20 protein-coding genes are annotated in these 23,257 nt (G+C 63.8%); 16 read left to right on the top strand and 4 right to left on the bottom strand.

What is annotated here, in order from left to right; genetic code table 11:
- Nucleotides 1-5: 5 nt before the first annotated feature.
- Nucleotides 6-419: an Imm50 family immunity protein gene (locus tag RYH74_RS20355; protein WP_317410030.1), complete on the bottom strand. Its 414-nt coding sequence runs from the start codon at nt 417-419 to the stop codon at nt 6-8.
- Between the two features lie 155 nt (nt 420-574).
- Between RYH74_RS20355 and RYH74_RS20360 the strand changes: the two genes are divergently transcribed.
- The 4 genes from RYH74_RS20360 to RYH74_RS20375 all read left to right on the top strand — a co-directional run bounded on the left by RYH74_RS20360 (nt 575) and on the right by RYH74_RS20375 (nt 6,309).
- Nucleotides 575-889 (top strand): hypothetical protein, encoded by a 315-nt coding sequence (locus tag RYH74_RS20360; protein ID WP_317410031.1) that lies wholly within the window; start codon nt 575-577, stop codon nt 887-889.
- 212 nt (nt 890-1,101) lie between these two features.
- Complete coding sequence (locus tag RYH74_RS20365) at nt 1,102-2,280, top strand: tyrosine-type recombinase/integrase (protein ID WP_317410032.1); 1,179 nt, start codon at nt 1,102-1,104, stop codon at nt 2,278-2,280.
- 35 nt (nt 2,281-2,315) lie between these two features.
- Nucleotides 2,316-3,902, top strand: a complete 1,587-nt coding sequence (locus tag RYH74_RS20370; protein WP_075045122.1) for an ABC-F family ATPase — start codon at nt 2,316-2,318, stop codon at nt 3,900-3,902.
- Between the two features lie 1,213 nt (nt 3,903-5,115).
- Complete coding sequence (locus RYH74_RS20375) at nt 5,116-6,309, top strand: MFS transporter (protein WP_075045121.1); 1,194 nt, start codon at nt 5,116-5,118, stop codon at nt 6,307-6,309.
- Here RYH74_RS20375 and RYH74_RS20380 read toward each other — a convergent pair.
- Nucleotides 6,271-7,317 carry a dienelactone hydrolase gene (locus tag RYH74_RS20380; protein WP_317410033.1) on the bottom strand — a complete coding sequence of 349 codons (1,047 nt, stop codon included), beginning with the start codon at nt 7,315-7,317 and terminating at the stop codon, nt 6,271-6,273. The genes RYH74_RS20375 and RYH74_RS20380 overlap by 39 nt on opposite strands.
- Nucleotides 7,318-7,517: 200 nt before the next feature.
- Between RYH74_RS20380 and yghU the strand changes: the two genes are divergently transcribed.
- The 6 genes from yghU (at nt 7,518) to RYH74_RS20410 (ending at nt 14,845) form a co-directional block, all read left to right on the top strand.
- On the top strand, nt 7,518-8,360 hold the full coding sequence (yghU, locus tag RYH74_RS20385) for a glutathione-dependent disulfide-bond oxidoreductase (protein WP_317410034.1): 843 nt from the start codon (nt 7,518-7,520) through the stop codon (nt 8,358-8,360).
- Nucleotides 8,361-8,626: 266 nt separating this feature from the next.
- A complete protein-coding gene (locus tag RYH74_RS20390; RefSeq protein WP_317410035.1) occupies nt 8,627-10,330 on the top strand; it encodes an amidase in 1,704 nt (567 codons plus the stop codon).
- A gap of 184 nt (nt 10,331-10,514) precedes the next feature.
- Nucleotides 10,515-11,189, top strand: a complete 675-nt coding sequence (locus RYH74_RS20395) for a transcriptional regulator (RefSeq protein ID WP_317410036.1) — start codon at nt 10,515-10,517, stop codon at nt 11,187-11,189.
- Nucleotides 11,186-12,103 (top strand): pyridoxal-phosphate dependent enzyme, encoded by a 918-nt coding sequence (locus tag RYH74_RS20400; RefSeq protein WP_317410037.1) that lies wholly within the window; start codon nt 11,186-11,188, stop codon nt 12,101-12,103. The genes RYH74_RS20395 and RYH74_RS20400 overlap by 4 nt, the downstream gene beginning before the upstream one ends.
- Nucleotides 12,104-12,471: 368 nt before the next feature.
- Nucleotides 12,472-13,569, top strand: a complete 1,098-nt coding sequence (nspC, locus tag RYH74_RS20405) for a carboxynorspermidine decarboxylase (protein WP_013972889.1) — start codon at nt 12,472-12,474, stop codon at nt 13,567-13,569.
- Between the two features lie 31 nt (nt 13,570-13,600).
- A complete protein-coding gene (locus tag RYH74_RS20410) occupies nt 13,601-14,845 on the top strand; it encodes a saccharopine dehydrogenase family protein (RefSeq protein ID WP_003248123.1) in 1,245 nt (414 codons plus the stop codon).
- 143 nt (nt 14,846-14,988) lie between these two features.
- Here RYH74_RS20410 and RYH74_RS20415 read toward each other — a convergent pair whose 3' ends face one another.
- Together RYH74_RS20415 and RYH74_RS20420 are read right to left on the bottom strand one after the other, a co-directional pair.
- A complete protein-coding gene (locus RYH74_RS20415) occupies nt 14,989-16,035 on the bottom strand; it encodes a class I SAM-dependent methyltransferase (RefSeq protein WP_075045114.1) in 1,047 nt (348 codons plus the stop codon).
- A 120-nt stretch (nt 16,036-16,155) separates the two neighbouring features.
- Nucleotides 16,156-17,019, bottom strand: a complete 864-nt coding sequence (locus RYH74_RS20420; RefSeq protein ID WP_075045113.1) for a type 1 glutamine amidotransferase domain-containing protein — start codon at nt 17,017-17,019, stop codon at nt 16,156-16,158.
- Nucleotides 17,020-17,137: 118 nt separating this feature from the next.
- Here RYH74_RS20420 and RYH74_RS20425 point away from each other — a divergent pair, with 118 nt between their 5' ends.
- Genes RYH74_RS20425 through RYH74_RS20450 form a run of 6 tightly spaced genes read left to right on the top strand, consistent with a single transcriptional unit; the run spans nt 17,138 to nt 22,992 of the window.
- Nucleotides 17,138-18,073 (top strand): LysR family transcriptional regulator, encoded by a 936-nt coding sequence (locus tag RYH74_RS20425; protein WP_075046967.1) that lies wholly within the window; start codon nt 17,138-17,140, stop codon nt 18,071-18,073.
- A 48-nt stretch (nt 18,074-18,121) separates the two neighbouring features.
- Complete coding sequence (locus tag RYH74_RS20430) at nt 18,122-19,459, top strand: UDP-glucose dehydrogenase family protein (protein WP_075045112.1); 1,338 nt, start codon at nt 18,122-18,124, stop codon at nt 19,457-19,459.
- Entirely contained in the window at nt 19,447-20,421 is a 975-nt protein-coding gene (locus tag RYH74_RS20435; protein WP_075045111.1) for an NAD-dependent epimerase/dehydratase family protein, read from the top strand. The genes RYH74_RS20430 and RYH74_RS20435 overlap by 13 nt, the downstream gene beginning before the upstream one ends.
- Before the next feature lie 34 nt (nt 20,422-20,455).
- The gene (locus tag RYH74_RS20440; RefSeq protein ID WP_075045110.1) at nt 20,456-21,199 is read left to right on the top strand and encodes a glycosyltransferase family 2 protein; all 744 of its coding nucleotides are present in this window, start codon (nt 20,456-20,458) and stop codon (nt 21,197-21,199) included.
- On the top strand, nt 21,196-21,468 hold the full coding sequence (locus RYH74_RS20445) for a lipid-A-disaccharide synthase N-terminal domain-containing protein (protein ID WP_025338958.1): 273 nt from the start codon (nt 21,196-21,198) through the stop codon (nt 21,466-21,468). Before RYH74_RS20440 ends, RYH74_RS20445 begins: the two co-directional genes overlap by 4 nt.
- Before the next feature lie 3 nt (nt 21,469-21,471).
- Nucleotides 21,472-22,992 carry a glycosyltransferase family 39 protein gene (locus RYH74_RS20450; RefSeq protein WP_317410038.1) on the top strand — a complete coding sequence of 507 codons (1,521 nt, stop codon included), beginning with the start codon at nt 21,472-21,474 and terminating at the stop codon, nt 22,990-22,992.
- Nucleotides 22,993-23,257: the final 265 nt, after the last annotated feature.

Genomic DNA, 23,257 nt, shown 5'->3' on the forward strand with positions numbered 1-23,257 from the left:
AACAGTCAAATCAGGGTCGTAACCTCCCCTACCTCAACCCGCGCACACCTGATCACTCCGCCAAAACCAAAGATGGATCTTATGTTTACTTCAATCAATTGGTCACCCACCCGCAAAAATTCTATAACGTCAATGACATTTTGGTGGTTGAAGTCTTCAACAGAAAAGAAGCGCAAATCGTAGAACAGAAACTCAATCAAGACGCTTTGGAAACAAACTACTTCGTAGTTTGCTGTCCCTTGGCCAATCTCCTTGTAATAGCGGACGTTTACGCACAATCGAGCCGACGAGGAAGTCGGATTCCCAACCCCGTTTCTGGACGCCGACACCGATATAACTTCAGCATCGTGAAACCCAGGCCAGAATCCTAGCGCTTTGACTACTTTCTCGCTGTTTTGCACGCAGCTTGGCCATTCCATGAAAAGCACTCCAAATTAACATCCTGCATTCTACCCATCGCTGAGCATACGCCTCAAAGCTTCCCGGTGACGATCGACACAGCTGCGAAGCATTCAAACAACCTGCCCCCCCCTACAACCTAAGCCCGCCGACATGCGCGGGCATGGAGAGACTCATGCTCAATTTCTTGGCCCGCCTGTTCAATCGCAAGAAGAAGCCTGCACAACGTGCCGCGCTCGGCCCGACCGGGTATGCCCGCGGCCACAGCCCGGCATCTGGCAGGCAAGACCCGATGCTCGACCCGCTCAATCCCATGAGCCCGGTGAGCCCCATGTATCCCACGCACCTGGCCGATAGCTACGAACCGACTCGTTCGAGCGGCTCCTGCTCAAGCCGTGACTACAGCAGCTACGACAGCGGCAGCAGTTACTCATCGAGCGACAGCAGCAGCTCCAGCGATAGCGGTTCCAGCTCAAGCAGCTGCGACTGACCAACAACCTGCCGCCACCGGCGGCGTGGAGACCATCCCATGGATATCGAAAGCACCGGTGACGTAGACAAGGTCACCGAGCACCGAATGGCTGAACTCATCGGCTGCACCAAACGTTCCCTGGAACACCGGCGCCTGGATGGGAAGATTCCCGCAGGCGTCTGGATGAAACACGGCGGCCGGATCATTTACAGCATAAAGAGGTATGACGAATGGCTGGAAAGCCAATGGGTTTACCCCGCGGGGTCGAAATCTTCCGCAACTCCCTCCGCATTCGTTTCACATGGGACGGTATCCGTCGATGCGAAACGCTCCCCTATCCCCCGACACAAAAAGGGATCAAGGCTGCATCCAACCTTCGCGATCAGGTAACAAGCCTCAACAAGCTCGGTCTCCTTGACCAGAACAAGTACGCCGAGCTTTTCCCCAGCTCACAGGCGGTGGTCGGAGGAAAGCCGACATTCGGCGAGTACGCGCAGCTCTGGCTGGACAGCCGCGAAATCACTCAGGGCACGCACAACAACTACAAGAGCGCCCTCAACCTTTACTGGGTGCCACGCCTGGCTCTGGTCCGTATTGACCTGATCACTACCACCCTGCTCCGCCGTGTCATCACCGAAACCGAATGGACCTCGGCAAACGTGAAGCGCAACGCGATTACAAGGCTGTCGACGATCCTGGCTGCGGCAACCCGGGAAGGCCTGCTGACCAAGAACCCCGCCGAGGTGATTGAGTTGCCGAAGCGGTCGCGTAAGGAGATCGACCCGTTCACTCTGGCCGAAGCCAACACCATCATCAACAAACTCTACGAACACAAGCATTGGCCGAGCCTCATCTATGCCGCGCTGTTCGAGTTTATGTTCTTCACCGGCCTCCGCTTGTCGGAGGCCTTGGCAGTGCGCTGGGATGTGATCGATATGGACAAGAGGACTGTGCACGTAAAGAGGACCGTCGCCTTGGGCGAGGTGGAGGAAAGGACGAAAACAGGCAGGGATCGCTTCGTGCTGCTGAATGACCGGGCCTTGCGCGCAATTCAGTTCGCCAGGGAATACGCAGACCGCCGCAGGCATGGGAAGGGAGCGGTGACCGAAACGCCGTTCCTGTTCCCGCCGTCGAAGAACGCCGAGCATGTGAAACAGACCTCCGATCTACACAAACAGTGGGTGCCGGTGCTGAATGAGCTGGGCATTCGGCGTCGTCCCCCATATAACTGCCGGCACACCTATGCGACAATATGCTTAATGTCCGGCCTCAACCCCGCATTTATCGCCCAACAGCTGGGTCACAGCGTCCAAATGCTGCTGTCGACGTATGCCCGTTGGCTCAACTCAAGCTCCGACTGGAGCGAGCTGGAAAAACTCAAAATTGGTATCAAATCGGTATCAGCTTGAAAGCCAGCTCTGTAAGTGACTGATAGGTAAGCCCTTTGATCTCCACCGCCAACATCACCATGCAGTTCGGCTCCAAGCCGCTGTTCGAAAACGTTTCCGTCAAATTCAACAACGGCAACCGCTACGGCCTGATCGGCGCCAACGGTTGCGGCAAGTCGACCTTCATGAAGATCCTCGGCGGTGACCTGGAGCCATCCGGCGGCCAGGTCATGCTCGAGCCGAACACGCGCCTGGGCAAGCTGCGCCAGGACCAGTTCGCCTATGAGGAATTCACCGTGATCGACACGGTGATCATGGGCCACGGCCAGCTGTGGAAGGTCAAGGCCGAACGCGATCGTATCTACTCGCTGCCGGAAATGACCGAGGAAGACGGCATGGCCGTCGCCGAGCTGGAAACCGAATTCGCCGAAATGGACGGCTACACCGCCGAATCCCGTGCCGGTGAACTGCTGCTGGGCCTGGGTATTCCGCTGGAACAGCACTTCGGCCCGATGAGCGAAGTGGCACCGGGCTGGAAGCTGCGTGTCCTGCTGGCCCAGGCGCTGTTCTCGGACCCGGATGTGCTGCTGCTCGACGAGCCGACCAACCACCTGGACATCAACACCATCCGCTGGCTGGAAACCATCCTCACCGCGCGTAACAGCACCATGGTGATCATTTCCCACGACCGGCACTTCCTCAACAGTGTCTGCACCCACATGGCCGACCTGGACTACGGCGAGCTGCGCGTATTCCCGGGCAACTACGACGAGTACATGACCGCTGCCACCCAGGCCCGCGAGCAGCTGCTGTCGGACAACGCCAAGAAGAAAGCCCAGATCGCCGAACTGCAGACCTTCGTCAGCCGCTTCTCGGCCAACGCCTCCAAGGCCAAGCAGGCCACCTCGCGGGCCAAGCAGATCGACAAGATCCAGCTGGCCGAGGTCAAGCCGTCGAGCCGGGTGAGCCCGTTCATCCGCTTCGAACAGACCAAGAAGCTGCACCGCCAGGCCGTCACCGTCGAGAAAATGGCCAAGGCCTTCGACGACAAGGTGCTGTTCAAGGACCTGGGCTTCACCATCGAGGCTGGCGAGCGCGTGGCGATCATCGGCCCCAACGGTATCGGCAAGACCACCCTGCTGCGCACCCTGGTCGGTGAAATGACCCCGGACAAGGGTGAAGTGAAGTGGACCGACAGCGCCGAAGTGGGCTACTACGCCCAGGACCACGCCCACGACTTCGAAGACGACATGACCCTGTTCGACTGGATGGGCCAGTGGACCTCCGGCGAGCAGGTGATCCGCGGCACCCTCGGGCGCATGCTGTTCTCCAACGACGAGATTCTCAAGTCGGTGAAGGTGATTTCCGGTGGTGAGCAAGGCCGCATGCTGTTCGGCAAGCTGATCCTGCAGAAGCCGAACGTGCTGGTGATGGACGAGCCGACCAACCACCTGGACATGGAATCGATCGAGGCGCTGAACCTGGCGCTGGAAAACTACCCGGGCACCCTGCTGTTCGTCAGCCATGACCGTGAGTTCGTGTCGTCGCTGGCCACGCGCATCATCGAGCTGTCGGCTGATGGCGTGGTGGACTTCAGCGGTACCTACGACGATTACCTGCGTAGCCAGGGTGTGCTGGTCTGATTGATGGGGCGGCCTTGTCATCTTGTATGGCTGGGCCGGCCTCTTCGCGGGTAAACCCGCTCCCACAGGGACTGCGCAGGCCTTGAATTCTGTGCAGTCCCTGTGGGAGCGGGCGAGCCCGCGAATGACAATTACCTGCGTAGCCAGGGCGTGCTGGTCTGATTGATGGGGCGGCCTGGCCATCTTGTATGGCTGGGCCGGCCTCTTCGCGGGTAAACCCGCTCCCACAGGGACTGCGTAGCACTTGAGGCCAATGCAAATCCTGTGGGAGCGGGCGGGCCCGCGAATGACGATTATCTGCGTAGCCAGGGTGTGCTGGTCTGATTGATAGAGTCGCCTGGTCATCTTGTATGGCTGGGCCGGCCTCTTCGCGGGCGTGCCCTCTCCCACAGGGACTGCGTAGCCCTTGAGGCCAATGCAAATCCTGTGGGAGCGGGCGGGCCCGCGAATGACGATTATCTGCGTAGCCAGGGTGTGCTGGTCTGATTGATAGAGTGGCCTGGTCATCTTGTATGGCTGGGCCGGCCTCTTCGCGGGCATGCCCGCTCCCACAGGGACTGCGTAGCACTTGAGGCCAATGCAAATCCTGTGGGAGCGGGCGAGCCCGCGAATGACGATTAACTGCGTAGCCAGGGTGTGCTGGTCTGATTGATGGGGCGGCCTGGCCATCTTGTATGGCTGGGCCGGCCTCTTCGCGGGTAAACCCGCTCCCACAGGGACTGCGTAGCATTTGAGGCCTATGCAAATCCTGTGGGAGCGGGCGAGCCCGCGAATGACGATTACCTGCGTAGCCAGGTAGTGGTCTGATTGATGCGGCGGCCTGGCCATCTTGTTTGGCTGGGCCGGCCTCTTCGCGGGCATGCCCGCTCCCACAGGGACTGCGTAGCATTTGAGGCCAATGCAAATCCTGTGGGAGCGGGCGAGCCCGCGAATGACGATTACCTGCGTAGCCAGGTAGTGGTCTGATTGATGCGGCGGCCTGGCCATCTTGTATGGCTGGGCCGGCCTCTTCGCGGGCACGCCCGCTCCCACAGGGACTGCGTAGCACTTGAGGCCTATGCAAATCCTGTGGGAGCGGGTTCACCCGCGAAGAATCCACCGCCGATCCCACAGGCTGGCACTGCCCGACGAATAATTCGTTAGCCTGCTTTCATTTCCTTCGCGCAACGGCCATGATGGGACCACGCCCAACCGCCCGCCCGCGAACGAGCCCATGACCGCGCAACAACCCGCCCCCGCCAGCAACACGCTGCAAATTACCCTGCAGATCCTGTCGATCGTTTTCTACACCTTCATTGCCTTCCTCTGCATCGGCCTGCCGATCGCCGTGCTGCCCAGCCATGTGCACGACCAGCTTGGGTTTGGCGCGGTGGTCGCCGGGCTGACCATTGGCCTGCAATACCTGGCCACGCTACTCAGCCGCCCGTTTGCCGGGCGCGTGGCCGATACCCTGGGGGGCAAGCAGGCGATTCGCTTCGGCTTGCTGGGGATTGCCGGCTGCGGGGTGTTGACCCTGCTATCGGCCTGGACCCTGACGCTACCGCTGCTGAGCCTGGCGCTGTTGCTCGGCGGGCGCCTGCTGCTGGGCATCGCCCAAGGGCTGATCGGCGTGGCCACGCTGAGCTGGGGCATCAGCCAGGTCGGGCCCGAGCACACCGCCAGGGTGATTTCCTGGAACGGTATCGCCTCCTATGGCGCCATCGCCATTGGTGCCCCCTTGGGTGTACTGGCCGTGGACGGGCTGGACTTCAGCGTGCTGGGGCCGGCATTGCTGGTGCTGGCGGTATCGGCCCTGCTGGTACTGCGCAAGCGGCCGGACGTGGTGGTGGTGCGTGGCGAGCGCCTGCCCTTCTGGTCGGCCTTCGGCCGGGTCGCACCCTGTGGCCTGGGCCTGACCCTGGCCTCTATCGGCTACGGCACGCTGACCACCTTCGTCACCCTGTATTACCTGGAGCGCGGCTGGGCGGGCGCGGCCTGGTGCCTGAGTGCCTTTGGCGTGTGCTTCATCATTTCCCGGCTGCTGTTCGTCAACGCGGTCAACCGTTTTGGTGGCTACAACGTGGCGGTCGCGTGCATGGCCACCGAAGTGCTCGGCCTGAGCCTGCTGTGGCTGGCACCGTCGCCGCCGTGGGCGCTGATCGGTGCCGGGCTTACCGGTTTCGGGCTGTCGCTGGTGTACCCGGCGCTGGGGGTGGAAGCGATCAAGCAGGTACCCAGCAGCAGCCGCGGCGCAGGGCTGGGTGCCTACGCGGTGTTCTTCGACATGGCCCTGGCCATCGCCGGGCCGGTGATGGGCGCGGTCGCGGCGCACCTGGGTTATGCCTCGATCTTCTGCGTGGCCGCCCTGCTCGCCCTGGCGGGTGTCGGCCTAACGCTGTTGCTGGCGCGGCGCGCCGCTCGCGGCTGAACGCTCGGCCGGCTGCGGTGCGCCCAACGCCTGGCTGAAGAACACCGCGGCTTCACGTTGCAGGGAGTGGTGGATGTGCCGACGGTCCACGCCTGCGGCATCCTTGCACAGCGCCGGCATCCGCACGGACTGCTCGGCATCACAATGGGCCATGAATACGAAGTGCCCGGCGCCGGCCAGCAGGCGATAGTCCGGTGTGACCGGCAACTTGCGGGCCAGGGCTTCGGCGTTGCGGTCCACCGCCACCAGCTGGTCGCTGTCGCCACTGTAGATCAGCGCCGGCACCTGCACCCCGGCCAAGGCATGGCGCCCGAACAGCAGGCTAAGCGGCGCCATCAGCATCACCGCCCCCACCCGCTGGTCGGCCTCTGGCACCAGCTCGCTGCGGTCGGCAATCAGCACACCGTGTGTCCTGCAGGCGTCGGCGTCGTTAGGGCGCTCCAGGCAGTACTTGCGCAGGCGGTCCAGATCGGGGCGCGCGCCTAAGAGGATCAAGGCGGTTTCACCACCGGCCGAATAGCCGATCACCCCAACCTTGCCACCGTTCAGGTAGGGCCCCAGCAAGGCATCATCGCGGGCGGCCGTAATCGCGGCACTCACTTGCAGCGGCCGGCCATACAGGTTGCTCAGGGTGCCCAGGCGGCTGTGGTCGCGGGCGTTGTCGCCGGGGTGCACCACCGCCACCACGATGAAGCCCTGGCGCGCCAGCGACGTCGCCAGGTAGTGCAAGGCCAGCGGGCTGCCGGTATTGCCGTGGGACAGCACCAGCAATGGGAACTGGCCCAACGCTACCGGCGCCTCTTCACTCACATCGATCGGGTAGCCGTCTATCCGGCTGCTGCGGGTATTGCCGATGGCCGGGTAGAACGCCAGCGCCTGCATGGGCCGGGCGTCGACCGGGTCGACCAGGGTCATGTGGTGCAGGCCGGCAACCCAGGGCGCGGCCTCGGCTTGGGCCAGCAGGCTGCCGAACAGGGCCAGCGCCAACACGCAGCGTGGAAGAGTCATCGGCCGGCGGTTCCTTGCAGGGCGAAGAGATAGCCCAGCATAGAACCGGCCTGAGCTGCACCGGATGAAACCTGGATGAAACCGAAGTCATGCACTTCACGCCCGCGCCCTATGCATTTGCGCTTTTCGACGAACCCGTGGCATAGATGCAGGTCCACGTCTCTACGTGACCGTTTCGCGCCAATGAAGGAGATTCATGCATGAGCAAGCCCGCTTACGTGCCACCCAAGGTCTGGCGCAACGACGCAGCGTCCGGCGGCCAGTTCGCCAGCATCAACCGCCCGGTTGCCGGCCCGACTCACGACAAGGACCTGCCGCTGGGCAAGCACCCGCTGCAGCTGTACTCCCTGGCCACGCCCAATGGCGTCAAGGTCACCATCGCCCTCGAAGAGCTGCTCGCGCTGGGCCACCCGGGCGCCGAATATGATGCCTGGTTGATCCGCATTGGCGAGGGCGACCAGTTCTCCAGCGGTTTTGTCCAGGTCAACCCCAACTCGAAGATCCCCGCCCTGCTCGACCGCAGCGTCGAGCCGCCGGTGCGGGTGTTCGAGTCGGGTTCGATCCTGCTGTACCTGGCGGAAAAGTTCGGTGCCTTGCTGCCGAAAGCGCCAGCTGCACGCACCGAAAGCCTGAACTGGCTGTTCTGGCAAATGGGCGCGGCGCCATACCTGGGCGGCGGCTTTGGCCACTTCTATGTGTATGCGCCGGAAAAGTTCGAGTACGCGATCAACCGCTTCACCATGGAAGCCAAGCGCCAGCTGGATGTGCTCGACCGGCGCCTGGCTGAAAGCCGCTACCTGGGCGGCGAGGAATACAGCATCGCCGACATTGCCGTGTGGCCGTGGTATGGCCAGCTGGTGCGCGGCAACCTGTATGGCGCGGCGGAGTTCCTGGCGGTGGACGAGTACCCACATGTGCAGCGCTGGGCCGAGGAGATAGCCTTGCGCCCGGCGGTGCAGCGTGGCACACGGGTGAACCGGACCTGGGGGGATGAGGCCAGCCAGGTGCCGGAGCGGCATGCAGCGGCAGACCTGGACGGTTGACGCGGCACCCTTGTGGGAGCGGCCTTGCGTCGCGAAAGGGGTGCGAAGCGCCCCCAGGGTCTTCGTATCACTGTGAAATCGCCGGGGCCGCTTTGCGGCCCTATCGCGACACAAGGCCGCTCCTACAAGGGTTCGCGCCGGGCTTGGGAGGCCCGACAATGCCCGCCTGCAAAAAACCATTTGCCCCCGCGCAAACCTGCGCCCGCCAAGCCCTTCTTGTACACTCCTCGCATTAGCCCCCACCTGCACATTTTTTTGGTGAACGCATGATCGAGGTAACCGAGGTTTCCATTGCCGAGCTGCGCGACGCGCTCGAGTCGGGCCGCACGACGGCGGTCGAGCTGGTCCAGGCCTACCTGGCGCGCATCGACGCCTACGATGGCGCCGACACCGCCACTGCCCTGAACGCCGTGGTGGTGCGCAACCCCGAGGCGCTGAAAGAGGCCGAAGCCTCCGACGCCCGTCGCGCCAAAGGCCAGGTCCTGAGCCCGTTGGACGGCATCCCCTACACCGCCAAGGACAGCTACCTGGTCAAAGGCCTGACCGCTGCCTCCGGCAGCCCGGCCTTCAAGGACCTGGTGGCCCAACGCGACGCCTTCACCATCGAACGCCTGCGCGCCGCCGGCGCCGTGTGCCTGGGCAAGACCAACATGCCGCCCATGGCCAACGGTGGCATGCAGCGCGGCGTGTATGGCCGCGCCGAAAGCCCATACAACGCCGACTACCTGACCGCACCGTTCGCCTCGGGCTCGTCCAACGGTGCCGGCACCGCCACCGCTGCCAGCTTCAGTGCCTTCGGCCTGGCCGAAGAAACCTGGTCCAGCGGCCGTGGCCCGGCGTCCAACAACGGCCTGTGCGCCTATACCCCGTCGCGTGGGGTGATTTCGGTGCGTGGCAACTGGCCGCTGACACCGACCATGGACGTGGTGGTGCCGTATGCCCGCACCATGGCCGACCTGCTGGAAATCCTCGACGTGGTCGTAGCCGACGACGCTGACAAGCGCGGCGACCTGTGGCGCCTGCAACCTTGGGTGCCAATCCCGGCGGCTTCGACGGTGCGCCCGGCTTCGTACCTGGACCTGGCCGTGGATGCCAGCGCGCTCAAGGGCAAGCGCTTTGGCGTGCCGCGCATGTACATCAATGCCGATGCCGAGGCCGGTACTTCCGAAAAGCCTGGCATTGGCGGCCCGACTGGCCAGCGCATCAACACCCGCGCCACGGTGATCGACCTGTGGCAGCAGGCCCGCCAGGCACTGGAGGCGGCTGGTGCCGAAGTGCTGGAAGTGGACTTCCCGCTGGTGTCCAACTGCGAGGGCGACCGCCCGGGCGCACCGACCGTGTACAACCGCGGCATCGTCAGCAAGGAGTTCCTGCATGACGAGCTGTGGGAGCTGTCGGGCTGGGCCTTCGACGACTTCCTGCGCGCCAACGGTGACCCCAGGCTCAACCGCCTGGCCGATGTCGACGGGCCGCAGATCTTCCCCCACGACCCGGGCACCCTGCCCAACCGTGAGGACGACCTGGCCGCTGGCATGGACGAGTACGTCAACATGGCCAAGCGTGGCCTGAAGACCTGGGACCAGATCGAAACCCTGCCCGACGGCCTGCGCGGCCTGGAGCAGACCCGCAAGATCGACCTGGAAGACTGGATGGACAACCTGGGCCTGGACGCGGTGCTGTTCCCCACCGTGGCCGACGTGGGCCCGGCCGATGCCGACGTCAACCCGGCATCGGCGGACATCGCCTGGAGCAACGGTATCTGGGTGGCCAACGGCAACCTGGCGATCCGTCACCTGGGCGTGCCGACCGTGACGGTGCCGATGGGCGTGATGGCCGATATCGGCATGCCGGTGGGGCTGACCTTTGCTGGCCGGGCTTACAGCGACAATGCGCTGCTGAGCTTTGGTGCAGCCTTCGAGGCGACCGGGTCGCGTCGGATGATCCCGCCGCGTACCCCGGCCCTGGGCTGAGGGTTAAAGGGGCCGCTTTGCGGCCCATTCGCGGGTAAACCCGCTCCCACAGGTTCACCACAGGTGTTGAATACCGTGGGGTCCCTGTGGGAGCGGGTTTACCCGCGAATGGGCCTGGAAAAGCAAATCGCCTAATTCAACTTTATGTGTAAAAATACACAAAACGTTGATTTTTCGATCTGCCATGCCTATCACCCCAAGCGAAGAACGCCAGCTCACCCTCACCGTCCTCAAGGCCGCCATCCAGGCCCTGGGCAGCGTTGCCGCACGCAACATGGAAATCCTCCTGCACGACCTCGATCACCCAGAACACTCGGTGGTGGCGATCGTCAACGGCCACCTTTCCGGCCGCAGCGTCGGTAGCCCGATCCTCGCCGCCCCTGAACAGGACCTGGGTTTCAAGGCACTGATGCAGGCCTCGGCCGATCAGCACGGCTGTGAGCCGGTGGTGCTGCCCGATTACCCCACCACGCTGAAGGGCCGCACGCTGCGCAGCGCCACCGCCATCTTCCGAGACAGCAGCGGCCACCCCTTCGCCAGCCTTTGCGTCAACACCGACGTCACCGGCCTGGATGCCGCCATGAACTTTCTCCAGCAGTTCCAGCCGCTGGGGGCCACACCTGCCGTCAGTGAACCCGCCGACATGGAACTGCTGATGAGCGAGATAATCCAGGCATCCCTGCAGCGCAGCGGCCAGGGGCGGATGAACAAGCAGGCCAAGGTCGAGGCCGTGCGCGTGATGCAGGAGCGTGGCCTGTTCATCGTCAAGGGCGGCGTGGAAAAGGCCGCCAGCGCCCTGGGTGTGACCCGCTACACCGTTTACAACTATCTCGAGCAACTGCGCGGAGCCAGCCAATGACCTTGCATATTCATACCCCCCTGATCGAATCCCGCCCGCTGTCGCTGGCCGCGGGCAGCAACGTCTGGCTCAAGCTCGATGCACTGCAGCCCTGCGGCTCGTTCAAGCTGCGCGGCGTGGGCCACGCCTGTGAGGTGCACCATGCCCGTGGCGCGCGGCATTTCGTGTCTTCCTCGGGCGGCAACGCCGGCCTGGCAGTGGCCTATGCCGGGCGCAAGCTGGGCGTGCCGGTGACCGTGGTAGTGCCCGAGACCACCACCGAGCGAGCCAAGGACCTGCTGCGCCTGGAGGGCGCCAAGTTGGAGGTGCATGGCAGCTCCTGGCAAGAGGCCAACGCCCTGGCGCAGACCTTGGTCAGCCCGGATGACGCCTTCATTCACCCATTCGACGACCCGCTGCTGTGGGCCGGGCATGCCAGCCTGGTGGATGAAGTCGCCGAGGCCGGCGTGAAACCAGATGCCGTGGTGTTGTCGGTAGGCGGCGGTGGTTTGCTCAGTGGTGTGGTCGAGGGGCTACAGCACAACGGCTGGGGCGATGTGCCGGTGCTGGCGGTGGAAACCGAGGGCGCGGCATCGCTGCATGCGGCCATGCAGGCGGGGCATTCGGTGGAGCTGGAACGTATTGCCTCGGTGGCGACCTCGCTGGGGGCCAAGCGTGTGGCTGACCAGGCGCTGGTGTGCGTGAAGGAGCATCCGGTGCACAGCCACCTGGTCACTGACCGCGCGGCGCTGGAAGCCTGCGAACGGTTCCTGCTGGACCATCGCGTGCTGGTGGAGCCTGCCTGTGGGGCGGCTTTGGCGTTGGCCTATGCACCGGGCGCCCTGGCGCAGTACCAGAATGTGCTGGTGGTGGTTTGTGGCGGGGCAACTGCCACGCTGGAGCAGATCCAGGCGTGGTTGCAGCAGGTTGATTGAGGTTGCCTGTACCGGCCTCTTCGCGGGTAAACCCGCTCCCACAGATTGGACTGCACAGGATTGAAGTAGCAACAGGACTGTGCAAGGTTTGAAGCAAGCGCAATCCCTGTGGGAGCGGGTTCACCCGCGAACACGGGCGTAGCCCGTGCCATCCAGCACAGAACGTTGCTCATCGGATTCTCCTTGCGGCACCCGGTTGCTGATTACGATAGTCACATGCCGCTGTTCTACTGAGCCCGCCGCAACCGGAAAAAACCTCTCGCAACAGCGTCAACCACGACGAAATGCGTAACCCACCCTTTCGGTCTGCGGCAAGTGAAGGCACAATGCGTGTCCTTTTTTTGGCCGGCCTGGCCGGGGGCCTTTAAATGATCAAGACGCCGTACTACCTCATCGATAAAACCAAGCTGCTGGGCAACATGGAGAAGATCGCCTACGTGCGCGAACACTCCGGTGCCAAGGCGCTGCTCGCCCTCAAGTGCTTTGCCACCTGGTCGGTCTTCGACCTGATGCAACAGTACATGGACGGCACCACCTCTTCGTCGCTGTACGAGCTCAAGCTCGGCCGCCAGAAGTTCGCCGGCGAAACCCACGCCTACAGCGTGGCCTGGGCCGACGACGAGGTCGAGGAAATGCTCGAGAACTGCGACAAGATCATCTTCAACTCGATCGGCCAGTTGCAGCGCTTCGCCGAACAGTCCGAAGGCAAGGTCCGTGGCCTGCGCGTCAACCCGCAGGTCAGCAGCTCCGACTACCTGCTGGCAGACCCTGCCCGCCCGTTCAGCCGCCTGGGCGAATGGGACCCGGCCAAGGTCGAACAGGTGATCGAGCAGATCTCCGGCTTCATGTTCCACAACAACTGCGAGAACGGCGACTTCGGCCTGTTCGACAAGATGCTCACGCACATCGAAGAGCGCTTCGGTCACCTGCTGCACAAAGTCGAGTGGGTAAGCCTCGGTGGCGGCATCCACTTCACCGGTGAAGACTACGCGCTGGACGCCTTCTGCGCGCGCCTGAAAGCCTTCTCGGAAAAGTACGGCGTGCAGGTGTACCTGGAGCCGGGCGAAGCGGCCATCACCAACAGCGCCTCGCTGGAAGTGACCGTGCTCGACACCCTGTACAACGGCAAGCACCTGGCCGTGGTCGACAGCTCGATCGAAGCGCACATGCTCGACCTGCTGATCTACCGCCTCAACGCCAAGATGGCCCCCAACGACGGCGCGCACACCTACATGGTCTGCGGCAAGTCGTGCCTGGCCGGTGACATCTTCGGCGAATACCAATTCGATCGTCCGCTGGCCATCGGTGATCGCCTGTCGTTCGTCGACGCGGCGGGTTACACCATGGTCAAGAAAAACTGGTTCAACGGTCTGAAAATGCCATCCATCGTGGTCAAGCAACTCGACGGCAGCGTCGAAGTGGTGCGCGAGTTCGGTTTCGAAGACTACGTTTCCAGCCTGTCGTAAGACCGGCTTTCAGTAAGGAGCAAGGGATAAATTGAAGAAGAACGTTCTTATCATTGGTGCAGGAGGTGTCGCCAAGGTGGTGGCCCACAAGTGCGCGCAGCATAACGACGAACTGGGTCGTATCGCCATCGCGTCACGGAACATCTCCAAATGCCAGGCCATCATCGACAGCGTCAAGGCCAAGGGTAGCCTCAAGGTACCCGCCGACATCCAGGCCTTCTCGCTCAATGCCCTTGATGTCGAGGCAACCAAGGCGCTGATCCGCGAGACCGAATCGCAGATCGTGATCAACGTTGGTTCCGCCTTCCTCAACATGTCGGTGCTGCGTGCCTGCATCGATACCGGTGTCGCCTATCTGGACACCGCCATCCACGAAGAGCCGGGCAAGATCTGCGAGACCCCGCCGTGGTACGGCAACTACGAGTGGAAACACCTCGAAGAGTGCCAGGCAAAGAACATTACCGCCATTCTCGGCGTCGGTTTCGACCCGGGTGTGGTGAACAGCTACGCCAAGCTGGCGCAGCAACAGTATTTCGACAGCATTGACTCGATCGACATCCTCGACGTCAATGCCGGTTCGCATGGCAAGTACTTCGCCACCAACTTCGACCCGGAAATCAACTTCCGCGAGTTCACCGGGCAAGTGTGGAGCTGGCAGAACAGCCAGTGGACCAGCAACACCATGTTCGAGGTCAAGCGTACCGACGACCTGCCGGTGGTAGGTTCGCAGAACCTGTACCTGACCGGCCACGATGAAGTTCACTCGATTTCGAAGAACCTCAACGTGCCGAACGTGCGTTTCTGGATGAGCTTCGGCGAGCACTACATCAACGTGTTCACCGTGCTGAAGAACCTGGGCCTGCTCTCCGAGCAACCGGTGAAAACCGCCGAAGGCCTGGAAGTGGTACCACTGAAAGTGGTCAAGGCCGTGCTGCCGGACCCAGCCTCGCTGGCCCCGGGCTACACCGGCAAGACCTGCATCGGTGACCTGGTCAAGGGCACCAAGGATGGCCAGCCGCGCGAAGTGTTCATCTACAACGTGGCCGACCACGAAGAAGCCTACGCCGAGACCGATAGCCAGGGCATTTCCTACACCGCCGGTGTACCGCCAGTGGCTGCCGCCCTGCTGGTCGCCCGTGGCGAGTGGGATGCCAAGCGCATGGTCAACGTCGAGGAGCTGCCAGCCGAGCCGTTCCTCAAGGCGCTGGACGTGATGGGCCTGCCGACCCGCGTCAAGGATGAAAAAGGCGATCGTCCCTGGGACGCTGAAGCCTAAGCAGCAAGACAGAGGGGGCGCCATCGAGGCGCCCCCTCTGCTTTTGCAGGCCCGGCCTCTTCGCGGGCACGCCCGCTCCCACAGGTATTTCACAGGTCTGTGGGAGCGGGTTCACCCGCGAAGAGGCCGGCACAGGCTGACCTCTACTTCCGAGCCTCCAGGATCAGGTTGAACGGCGTCTGCGTCGCCCGCCGGAACCGGCCGAAACCCGCCTCCTCGAACACCGCCCGCAACCGCGCTTCCCCCGCTTGCGCACCCAGCCCCAACCCCACCTCCTGCGACAACGAGTTCGGCGTGCAGATAAACGTCGACGCCGCATAGAACAAGCGCCCGACCGGTGTCAGGTTGCCCTCCAGCGAATCCTCGGCATAAGGCTCCACCAGCATCACCGTGCCGTCGGCCTTCAACGCACGGTAGGCATGCTTCGCAGCCCCCACCGGGTCGCCCATGTCGTGCAGGCAATCGAAGAAGCACACCAGGTCATGGTCATGCCCCGGGTAGTCCTTGGCGCTGGCCTGCTGGAAGCTCACCCGCCCCGCCAACCCCGCCTCGCGCGCACGCTCGTTGGCGGTGGCGATGGAAGGCCCGTGGTAGTCGTAGCCGACGAAGGTGGATGCCGGGAACGCCTGGGCCATGACCAGCGTGGAAGCGCCATGCCCACAGCCCACATCCGCCACCTTGGCGCCCGCCTGCAGCTTGGCCACCACGCCCTCCAGCGCCGGCAGCCATTCGGCCACCAGGAAGGTGCGGTAACCCGGCCGGAAGAACCGTTCGGTGCCGCTGAACATGCAGGGGTGATGGTCGCCCCAGGCCAGCCCGCCATCGCCGCGCATGGCCGCGACCAGCTTGTCCTTGTCGTGGAACAGCGCGGCCACCACCGCCGCACCACCGGCCATATAGGCCGGGGAATCCTCCAGTGCCAGGGCCATGGCCTGCTCTTCAGGCAACACGAAACGGCCCTTGTCATGCACCATGTAGCCCGAGGCGGCCTGGGCGCTGAGCCATTCGCGCACCAGCCGCGGGTGGCAGCCGGTCTTTTCCGCCAGCGCCTCGGGGGTGGTCGGCTGGCTGTCGGCCATGGCCCGGTACAACCCCAGCTCGTCACCGAGAATCACGTTGGCCAACGTCGCCGCCGCGCCCATGTCGCCCACCAGCTTGCCCATGAAGTCGTGAAGCCTTGCCTCGTCCATGACCTGCCCTCCTCTGCAAAGAAGGCCATCGCCAGCGAGGGACATCCGCTCCGGGGAGGCGGTGGTCGGTTGAATGGTATGGGCCTGCCGAGCGTTGCCCGATGCAGGCCACTTCTAAGTCTAGATGCCTTGATCAGAGGGCTTTGCCTGCCCTGCCAACTTTTCCAGCAGTACCTTGGCCAGCGCCTTGTCCGAGAACGGGTTCTGCCCGGTGATCAGTTCGCGGTACACCACCACATTGGGTTGCCAGGCCTTGGCGTAGGCCATGTCGCCCCCTGCCATTGCCATGGCGTTGGCCGGGTAGAACAAAAGCCGCTGGTCCTTGAGCGAAGCTTCGAACACCTGCTCCTCCGGGTCGGAGAAGATGGTCATCTTGTAACCCTTGTACAGCCAGTCATTGGCTGCCGGCTTTTCACCACGCGCCAGCGCCGACTGGTAGCTCGCCGGGTCCTGCTGGGCCGAGAGCAAGGCGATGGGGCCGTGGCAGATGGCGGCTGTGGGCTTGCCGGCCTGATGGAAATGCCGCAGCAAGGCGCCCACGTCCGGGTTGTTGGCCAGGTCGATCAAGGGCGCATGGCCGCCGGGGATGAACAGCCCGGCATAGCGGCCCAAGTCACCTGCCAGGACCTCTTTCACCGACAGGGTATCGTCAATGCCCGGCAGGCCTTGCACGACTTTCTCGATCCGGCGCATCTCCACCGCATCACCGGCAAAGTAGCGCGGGTCGATCGAACGCTGGTCGACGCTAGGGGCATTACCTTTGGGGGTTACCAGCACCAGCTTGTAGCCAGCCTTGAGCAATTGGTCGGCAGGCACGCCGAACTCGTTGAGGTAGTAGCCGGTGGCGTAGTGCTTGCCGTCCTGCAGCGGCAACAGGTGCTCGCTGGACAACAGCACCAGCACCTCTCCCTTGGGAGCAGCGTGGGCGCCAGCGGCAAGCAGGGTGCTGGCAACAGCCAGGGCAAGCCGAGACATCTTGGTCATGCAACAATCTCCTGATCAGGCAAAAAGAGCCGTCCGCTCATGTCGGCGGGATGCGTTCATGCTAATGGCAAGGCTATGATTCGATAATTCGAAAGCTCTCATGTCTGCGATCCAGAAAATGAATATCTCCAGCAAGGACCTCAACCTGCTGTACCTGTTCCATGTGCTGTATCAGGAACGCAACGCCACCCTCGCCGCCCAGCGCATGGCGCTGAGCCAGCCCGCGCTCAGCCACAAGCTCAACAAGCTGCGCCATCAGTTTGGCGACCCGCTGTTCGTCCGCGCGCCCAGGGGCCTGACCCCGACGCCACGCGCCCACGAACTGGCGCCCGAGGTAGAACGCCTGGTAGTGGGCCTGGAAGGCTTCTATGAACGCTGCGAAGGGCAGGACTTCCTCGCCCGCCCTGCCCGCCTGCACCTGTACAGCACCGACTATGTAGAACAGACGCTGTTGCCCAGGCTGCTGCCGATCCTGCGCAGCCAGGCACCGAACCTGACGCTGGTCACCCACAACACCCGTGGCCAGCTCCCTCGCGAAGAGCTGGAGAAAGGCACCTGTGACCTGGCCGTTGCCGGGTTCTATACCGACCTCCCGGAAACCTTCCACCAACAGCGCCTGCTCACCGAACACTTCGTTGTGCTGGCCTCGCGCAGTCATCCAGCCGCGGACCAAGGCCTGGACCTCGATAGCTTCCTCGCCAGCGACCACCTGCTCACCACCCTCACCGGCGACCTCGATGGCCTGGTCGATCGCGCCTTGCGCAGCCAGGGCATGCAACGACGGGTCGTGGCTGGCCTGTCGAGCTTCGTGGCCCCCACGCGCCTGCTGCGCGGCACCGACCTGCTGCTCACCTGCCTGAGCTCGCTGGCCATCGAAGCCACCGAGCGTGATGACGACCTGCGCATGTACCCGCTGCCGCTGACATTGCCCGCAATCGAGGTGATGCAGATATGGCATGAACGCACCCACGCCGACCCGTTGCGGCGCTGGTTCCGCCAGCAGCTGTGGAACGTCACCCAGGAAGCAGCGGCCTGCGCAAGTAACAATATCTAAACAACGTTGTGACATTTTTTTTCAGCTTTCTCGCCAAGGAGCTGTCAAATGAAGGTCACGGTTTTCGGTACCGGCTATGTCGGCCTCACCCAGGCAGTGTGCCTGGCCCAGGTGGGGCACTCGGTGTTATGCATGGATGTCGACGCCGAGCGGGTCGCCAGCCTCAATGCAGGCCATTGCCCGATCTTCGAGCCCGGCCTTGCGCCGATGCTGGAGAAGAACCTGGCCTGCGGCCGCCTGCGCTTCACCACCGACGCCAGCGAAGCGGCCAACTACGCCAGGTTGCAGTTCATTGCCGTCGGCACCCCGGCACAGGCCGATGGCAGCGCCGACCTGAAGCACGTGTTTGCCGTGGTCGACAGCATCCTCGAACATGCCGACGGCCCCAAGCTGATCGTCAACAAATCCACCGCGCCGGTCGGCACGGTGCACCGCATCAAGGCGCGCATCGCCCAGGCCGTGGCCGATACCAGCCGCTTCCACGTCGTCAGCAACCCCGAGTTCCTCAAGGAAGGCTCGGCAGTCGATGACTGCATGCGCCCGGAGCGCATCATCATCGGTGGCGCGGAGCCTGCCGAGGTAGAGCTGCTGCGCGAGCTGTACCTGCCGTTCAGCCGCAACCGCGAAAAACTCATGGTCATGGATGCGCGCAGCGCCGAGCTGACCAAGTACGCGGCCAACTGCATGCTGGCGACCAAGATCTCGTTCATCAACGAAATCGCCAACCTGGCCGAGCACCTGGGCGCCGATATCGAAATGGTGCGCCGTGGTATCGGCTCGGACCCGCGCATCGGCTACGACTTCATCTATGCCGGCTGCGGTTTTGGCGGCTCGTGCTTCCCCAAGGACCTGCAAGCCCTGCGCCGCAGCGCCGAGGCCGAAGGCTTCGAGCCGCAGCTGCTGCGTGCGGTGGAGTCGGTCAACGAGCAGCAAAAGGGCCGGCTGTTCAGCAAGATCCAGCGCCACTACCCACGCGGCCTGCGGGGCAAGGTCTTCGCCTTGTGGGGGCTGTCGTTCAAGCCCAATACCAATGATATCCGCGAGGCCTCCAGCCGGGTCCTGCTGGAAGCGCTGTGGGCCGCCGGCGCGCGGGTGCAGGCCCATGACCCGCAGGCCATGGAAGAAATCCAGCGGCACTATGGCCCGCGCGCCGACCTGCAACTGGTGCCATGCAAGGACGATGCACTGCGCGGCGCCGATGCCCTGGTGATCGTCACCGAATGGCAGGATTACCGCGTGCTCAACCTGGACAAGGTGCCGCAACAGCTGGCCGACCGGGTGGTGTTCGACGGGCGCAACCTGTTCGAACCCGAACACATGGCCGCCGCCGGCCTGACTTACTACGGCATCGGCCGTGGCCAGGTGCAGCCAGCATGCCCGTACTGATTACCGGCGTGGCCGGCTTCATCGGCTACCACGTTGCGCGGCGCCTGTGCGAAGCAGGCATCGAGGTGGTCGGCATCGACAACCTCAATGCCTACTACAGCGTCCAGCTGAAGCTGGCGCGCCTGCAGCAGCTGTTCGGCTTTGCCAATTTCCGCTTCCACACCCTCGACATCGCCCACCCGAGCGAACTGCAACAGCTGTTCGCCGGCCAGGCGTTCAGTGAGGTGATCCACCTGGCAGCCCAGGCCGGGGTGCGCTATTCGCTGGACAACCCCGGCGCCTATGGCCAGGCCAACCTGGTCGGCTTTCTCAACATCCTCGAGGCCTGCCGCCAGCAGCCACCCCGCCACCTGATCTACGCCTCCAGCAGTTCGGTGTACGGCGCCAACGCCAAGCTGCCGTTCAGCGTCGACGACCCGGTCGAGCAACCGCTGTCGCTGTATGCCGCCAGCAAGCGCGCCAATGAACTGATGGCGCACAGCTACGCGCACCTGTACCAGCTGCCGACCACCGGCCTGCGCTTCTTTACCGTATACGGCCCCTGGGGCCGCCCCGACATGGCGCCGTTCAAGTTCACCCGCGCCATGCTCGAGGGCCGGCCGATCGAGGTCTACAACAACGGCCTGATGGGGCGCGACTTCACCTACATCGACGACATCGTCGAGAGCATTGTGCGCCTGCGCCTGAAGCCGCCACTGCCGGCCGAGGGGCAGCCGCCCTGCCAGCTGTTCAACATCGGCCGAGGCCAGCCGGTACGGCTGCTGCACTTCGTCGAATGCCTGGAGCATGCGTTGGGCATCAAGGCCCGACGCGACTACCTGCCGCTGCAAGCAGGTGATGTGCTGGAAACCTGGGCCGACGTCGGCTCGTTGGCACGCTGGATCGACTACACCCCCGGCACATCGCTGGAACACGGCGTCAACGCCTTCGTTGGCTGGTACCGGGATTTCTACCGGGTCTGAGCCGCGCAATCACAACAAGATCACAGGTAGCCTCATGACAGATCCACTTGACCTCTCGGTGCTCATTCCCGCCAGGAACGAGGTCGACAACCTGCCGTCACTCTTGATGGAAATACGCATCGCGCTGGCGGCTGAAGACCATGAAGTACTGGTGGTCGATGACGGCAGCAGCGACCGCACCCTGAGCGTACTGCTGCAACTGAAAAGCCAGGGATACACGCAACTGCGCATCCTCCGTCACGAGCGCTCGCTGGGCCAGAGCACCTCGCTGTGGCATGCAGCCCAGGCTGCGCGCGGGCGCTGGCTGGCGACCCTGGACGGTGACGGCCAGAACGACCCGGCGGACATCCCCGGCATGCTGGCCCTGGTGCGCGCCAACCAGGACCTGGCCGGCGGCGTCAAGCTGGTGGCCGGGCACCGGGTCAACCGCCGCGACAGCGCCAGCAAACGCTGGGCCTCGCGGCTTGCCAACGGCCTGCGCAGCCGCTTGCTCAAGGACGCCACGCCAGACACCGGCTGCGGGCTGAAACTGATCGAGCGCGCGGCCTTCCTGCGCCTGCCCTACTTCGACCACATGCACCGCTTCATCCCGGCGCTGATCCTGCGCCACAACGGCCGCATGCTGGTTCACCCGGTCAACCACCGGCCACGTCAGGCCGGGGTGTCCAAGTACGGCAACCTGGACCGCGCCCTGGTCGGCATCCTCGACCTGTTCGGGGTCTGGTGGCTGATCCGTCGCACCCGCCTGGACACGCGCCCCCAGGAGTTCGAAGGATGACCCGTGAAACCCTGTGGCTGGTCATCGGTTTCGCCGGCCAGGCCGTATTTACCGGGCGCTTCGTGTTGCAGTGGCTGTACAGCGAGTTCAAGCGCCGCAGCGTGATCCCGGTGGGCTTCTGGTACCTGAGCATGCTCGGCAGCGCGCTGCTGCTGACCTACGCCATCTATCGCCAGGACCCGGTGTTCATCATCGGCCAGAGCTTCGGCTTCCTGGTCTACCTGCGCAACCTGCAGCTGATCGCCCGCCACCAGGAACAGAAGGAATAGCCCTTGCCTAGGTTCAACACGCTCGGGGCCGAACGCCTGGCCCTGATTGCCCTCGCGGTGGTGCTGGTGGGTGCGGGTATCGGCTGGCGCCAGCCGATGAACGTGGATGAAGAACGCTTTCTCGGCGTCGCCCTGGAAATGCTGCAGAGCGGCAACTGGTTCATCCCGCACCGGGCGGCGGAAATCTACGGCGACAAGCCGCCGCTGTTCATGTGGACCGTGGCCCTGTTCAGCCACCTCACCGGCTCGCCCAAGGTTGCCCTGTACCTGCCAGGGCTGCTGTCGGCGGCGACCATTACCTGGGTGCTGCATGACCTGGGGCGGCGCCTGTGGAACCGACGCATCGGCGTGATCGCCGCCTTGTTGTTCCTGGCCACCTACCAGAGCTACAGCATCCTGCGCACCGGGCAGATCGACAGCTTCCTGTGCCTGTGGGTGGCACTGGGTTTCTACGGCATGCTGCGCCACTTGCTGCTCGGGCCGGCCTGGGGCTGGTTCTACCTGGCCTGCGCGGCGATGGGCCTGGGCATTATCAGCAAGGGCGTGGGCTTTGTCCCGGCGCTGCTATTGCTGCCCTATGCCTGGGCGGTGCGCCACCGCTGGCACGGGGTGGTGGCCATGCCCGGCCAGGGTTGGCGCTGGAGCCTGGGGCTGGCGTGGCTGCTGGCCGGTTGCGCGGTGTGGCTGCTGCCACTGCTGGTATCGATCGCCCATGGCGGTGGCGCGGCGGAGCTGGCCTATTTGAAGGAAATCCTGCTGCGCCAGACCGCCAGCCGCTATGCCAATGCCTGGGACCATCGCGAACCGTTCTGGTACTTCTTCGTCAAAGTCATCCCCAAATACTGGCTGCCACTGGTGCTGGCCCTGCCCTGGCTGGTACCGGCCTGGCGCCGGCAGCTGCAAAAACGCGACGGGCGCTTTCTGCTGCTGCTCGGCTGGGTGGTGCTGGTGCTGTTGTTTTTCAGCCTCAGCAGCGGCAAGCGCAAGCTGTATATCTTCCCGGCGCTGCCGGGCCTGGTGCTGGCCATCGCGCCGCTGCTGCCGTGGCTGCTCAAGCGCTGGCTGCAGCGCCGGCCGGCCTGGCGCAAGGCGTTCACTGCCGTGGCCCTGGCATGGTTCGCGCTGTGGTTCGCACGCGGCTTCGTCGAGCCGCTGAAGGAAGGCCGCAACCCGCATGAAACATTGATGAGTGAAGCCGCACGGGCCACCGGCGGCGCCGAGTTGGTGCTGGTCAACTGGCGCGAGGGGCATTGGCTGTTTGCCCGGCAACCCATCGTGCACTTCGGTTTCACCGGCCAGCCCAGGGCGGACGCGGCCGCTTACTGGCTGCGTCACAACCCCACGGCCTTCGCCCTGGTACCGGCTTCGGAGCTGGGCCGCTGCTTCAGTGCCGACAAGGCACGCAGGCTGGGCGAGACCTCGCGCGCAGAATGGTATGTGGTTGGTGCCGATGCCGATAACGGCCAGTGCCAGGCCACGGCCCCCAGCCACGTGTATCACTTCGCCTGGGCGGGCTCGCCTTAGTGCCTGCCAGCGTTTCTGCAGGACTTCGCAGGCACGATTGCTCCCAAAGGTTTGGCGCCGAGCTCAGGCTACACGCTCTCCCTGTGGGAGCGGCCTTGTGTCGCGAAAGGGCTGCAAAGCAGCCCCCGCAATTTCAACTATTGCGCATCAATTCTGGGGCCGCGTTGCGGCCCTTTCGCGACACAAGGCCGCTCCCACAGGAGATCGCGCCACTTTTTCGGGGGCAGTCCAGGTTCCTGCCCGCCAAGGTAGTCGGGCATGGCCG

Origin of the sequence: Pseudomonas sp. LSJ-87 (assembly GCF_032971465.1) — a bacterium.
In the GTDB taxonomy this organism is placed as follows: domain Bacteria; phylum Pseudomonadota; class Gammaproteobacteria; order Pseudomonadales; family Pseudomonadaceae; genus Aquipseudomonas; species Aquipseudomonas putida_Z.